This is a genomic window from Zemynaea arenosa (genome assembly GCF_004614185.1).
In the GTDB taxonomy this organism is placed as follows: Bacteria; Pseudomonadota; Gammaproteobacteria; order Burkholderiales; family Burkholderiaceae_D; genus Telluria; species Telluria arenosa.
Genome location: NZ_SPVF01000053.1, coordinates 1 through 3800, shown reverse-complemented (window position 1 = coordinate 3800; position 3800 = coordinate 1). Strand labels below are relative to the sequence as shown.

Sequence of the window (3800 nt, the reverse complement as noted above, 5' to 3'; positions counted from 1 at the left end):
GTGCTGCCCGGCCCCGCATCTCCTGCTCCTGCTCCACGTCCATCGGGCCCTCAGGTCCCGGTGACCAGCTGCGGCGCGGCCGCGTGGCGCGCCTGCTTGATCGGAATGACGCGCGCGTGCAGCTGCTCGTCGCTTTCGAAGAAGAACTTTGACTGCCCGAATGCAGGCTGGAGCTGGTCCAGCCAGGTCGCATGCGGAACGTACTTGGCGAAGAACGGTTTGCGCACCCACTCGGGGTTGCGCGCCTGGAGGAACTGCAAAGCAAACAGCTTCTCGCCGTTGATGGTGACCACGCCGTCGATCGCCACCTTGCCCGGGAAGGCGCTCATGGACGGCCCGCGCACCGTGCGCGCCAGCCCGGACACCTGCGAGTACGCCTGCTGGAACACCTCGTGCGCGCGCGCCAGCGGCAGTGCGAAATATTCGCTCGGCCCCGTGTCGCGCTCCACGAACATGTAATAGGGGATGGCGCCCAGCTTCACGCCGGTGGTCCACAGCTCGGCCCAGCTGTTCGGATCCTCGTTGATGTGGCGGATCAGCGGACCTTGCATGCGCAGCGTGGCGCCGGTACCGACGATGCGCTTGACCGCGCGCTGCGCGATCTCCGGCCGCAGTTCGGCGGCGTGGTTGTAATGTCCCATCACCGCCATGTTCTTGCCGCTCTTGACCACGCGTTCGAACACGCGCAGCAGGTCGTCGGCGTCCTTGTCCGTCACGAAGCGCTGCGGCCAGTAGGCCACCGACTTGGTGCCCACGCGGATATTCTGGATGTGCCCCAGCTCCGGCACCAGCAGCGCATCGATGATCTGCTCGAACGAGCGGGTATTCATGATGAGCGGGTCGCCGCCGGTGATCAGCACGTCCGTCACGTCCGGGTGCGCCTTCAGGTAGGCCACCAGTTGATCGGTGTCGCGCGCGTCGAACTTCAGGTCTCCGTCCATGCCCGCGAACTGCGGCCAGCGGAAGCAGAAGGTGCAGTAGGCGTGGCAGGTCTGGCCGGAGCTCGGGAAGAACAACACCGTCTCGCGGTACTTGTGCTGCAGGCCGCGCAACGGTTCGCCATTCAGCTGCGGCACGTTGTGGGTCAGCTGGCCGGCCGGATGGGGGTTCATGCGCATGCGGATCGCCTGCACGGTGGCCGCCAGCGCCTTCGCGTCGCCGCCACCCAGCACCAGGTCGCGCAGGTGCTCGTACTCGTGGGCGGGCAGCATGTCCTTGTGCGGGAAGGTCAGGCGGTAGATCGGATCGTCCGGCACCTTGGCCCAGTCGATCAGATGGTCCATCACATACGCGTTGGTCCGGAACGGCAGCACGTGCGACACCACTTGCACGGCTTCGCGCAGCTCCGGCGCCATCCACTGCCATTGGCGCGCCTGCGAAATGCTCTGTCGGGTGTAGGGCTTGAACTTGTCGGGCAGGGTCTCGAGGCTCACGGCGGTTCTCCGGAAAGTGAGGTGGGGACTTCGCATCCTAGAAGTCCCTGTCCGGCGTCAATTGCCGTGCATCAATTGAATGACCTGCGGAAAGACAAGCGTTTGCGCTATTGAGGCAGCGCAAACCGCAACCGTTACGGGGGCGTAGGCTTGCCGATGCACTCCAGAAACTTATGCCGCTTGGCAATCTGACAAGGACAAAGACCATGAAACTGACCACTGCCGCATTCGCACTTGCCTTAACCTTTGCCGCCACCACGGTCGCCACTTCCGCCTGGGCCGCGCCGGAACCGACCGAAAAGGATGCCATCGCCATGGCGGAAAAAGGCGCCGCCTTTATCAAGTCCAACGGCAAGGAGGCGTTGATGAAGAAGTTGAGCGCCAAGGATCCGGACTACCTGCAAGGGTCGCTCTACATCGACATCCGCGACATCAACACCGGCGTGGTGCTGGCGCATCCGGTGAACCCCAACATCGTCGGCAAGGATTTGATCGACGTACCGGACGCGAACGGCAAGAAGTACCGGCGCGAGATCGTGGAGCTGGCCAAGAAGAGCGGCAAGGGCTGGGTGGACTACATGTACCGCAACCCGGTGTCCGGCAAGATCGAGCCGAAGACCACCTACATCCTGCGGGTGGACGACGTGGTACTGGAAGCCGGCATCTACAAGAAGTAAGCGGAGCGGCCACCATGCTGAAGAAACTGCGGATCGGACCCAAGCTGCTGCTCGCGCCCGGGCTGGTGCTGGTGCTGCTCGTGACGCTGTCGGGCGCCGCCTACTACGGGATGGTGCGCCAGAACGCCTCGCTCGAAAACATCATCGAAGTGCGGGCCGCCCGCCTGCGCGCCGCCGCCGACACGGGCAGCGACGCGCGCCAGGCGCACGCAGACATCTACCGCCTGCTCGCGTGGATCAACGGCAGCTTCGCCAAGGCGCGGCTGGACAAGCTGACCGCCGACATCGGGCGGCGCCACGACAGCCTGGATGGGCAGCTGGCCGCGCTGGCCAAGGTCGCGGGGCTGGACGAGCGGCGCCTGGTGGAAGCCTCGACCACGGCGCTGGCGCGCTACCGCAAGGCGGTCAAGGACACCATCGAGATCGCGCAGGTGGACGTGTCCATCGCCGCCAATTCGATGGCCAAGGCGGAGTCGGAGTACGAGGTGCTCAACTCGCAGCTGGCGCAGCTCGCGCTGCTCGAGAAGACCTTGTCTGAGCAGGCGTCGGCCGCGGCCAAGGCGGAATTCCGTACGCTGGGCGTGACCATGGCGGGGCTGGTGGCGCTGTCGATCGCGCTGTCGCTGCTGGCGACGATGCTGGTGCGGCGGTCCATGCTGGCCGATATCCAGGCCATGTGCGGCGCGGTCGATGAACTGGCGGCGGGCCGCCTCACCGCGACGCTGGACGTGGATGGCGCCGACGAAATCGCGGACACCTCGCGCGCGCTGGACCGCACCATCGGCCAGTTGAACCAGACCATCCACACCATTGGCGAAGCCGTGCATTCGATCGACTGCGCCTCGCAGGAGATCGCGAGCGGGAACCTGGACCTGTCCGCACGGACCGAGATGCAGGCCGGGTCGCTGGAAGAAACCGCGAGCGCCATCGAATCGCTCACGCAGGCCGTCACCGCGACCGCGGCCAACGCGCGCCAGGCCAGCCAGCTCGCCGCGCAGGCAGCCACGCTGGCGGACAGCGGTGGCAAGGCGGTGCAGGAAGCGGTGCGCACCATGAACAACATCCGCGAGAGTTCGCGCAAGGTGGCGGACATCATCGGCGTCATCGACGGCATCTCGTTCCAGACCAACATCCTGGCGCTGAACGCCGCGGTGGAAGCGGCGCGTGCCGGTGAACAGGGGCGCGGCTTCGCGGTGGTCGCGGCCGAAGTGCGCAACCTCGCTCAGCGCTCGGCCGGCGCCGCACGCGAGATCAAGGCCCTGATTGCCGAATCGGTGGCCACGATCGACGGCGGCAGCGCGATGGTCGACCAGGCCGGGGGCAGCATGGGCGACATCGTCAGCTCCGTGAAGCAGGTGAACGACATCATCTCCCGCATCAGCGTGGCCAGCAGCGAGCAGGCCACCGGCATTGCGGAGGTCAACCGCGCGGTCGGCCAGATGGACGACATGACCCAGCAGAACGCCGCGCTCGTGGAGGAAGCCGCCGCCGCCGCCGCCAGCCTGCACGAGCAAGCCGACAACCTGGCGCGCGCCGTCTCCCTGTTCCAGGTCGGCGAGCGCCGCCGCCCCGACAGCCCGATGCGCGCCCCCCGCCGCCCCCGCGCCCCCCCCCGCGCGGGGATTACCGCTCAAAGCCCCGCCGCCTCGCCGGGGGTGCGCGGGGCGGGCGGGGGGTGGTTGGAAAAAAG

General features: G+C 66.8%; 3 protein-coding genes. 2 read left to right on the top strand and 1 reads right to left on the bottom strand.

The annotated features are described in order from the left end of the window. Window positions 1–50 precede the first annotated feature (50 nt). On the bottom strand, window positions 51–1433 hold the full coding sequence (locus E4L96_RS03640) for a KamA family radical SAM protein (RefSeq protein WP_135205872.1): 1383 nt from the start codon (window positions 1431–1433) through the stop codon (window positions 51–53). Between the two features lie 206 nt (window positions 1434–1639). Here E4L96_RS03640 and E4L96_RS03635 point away from each other — a divergent pair, with 206 nt between their 5' ends. Continuing rightward, window positions 1640–2110, top strand: coding sequence for a cache domain-containing protein (locus E4L96_RS03635; protein WP_135205871.1), 471 nt, complete (start codon window positions 1640–1642; stop codon window positions 2108–2110). 14 nt (window positions 2111–2124) lie between these two features. Next, window positions 2125–3800, top strand: a 1676-nt coding sequence (locus E4L96_RS03630) for a methyl-accepting chemotaxis protein (RefSeq protein WP_135205870.1), incomplete at its 3' end; no start/stop codon positions are given.

Bases quoted from the DNA above. Each gene is read 5' to 3' on its own strand.
- E4L96_RS03635 (WP_135205871.1), top strand. From the start codon at position 1,640: ATGAAACTGACCACTGCCGCATTCGCACTTGCCTTAACCTTTGCCGCC.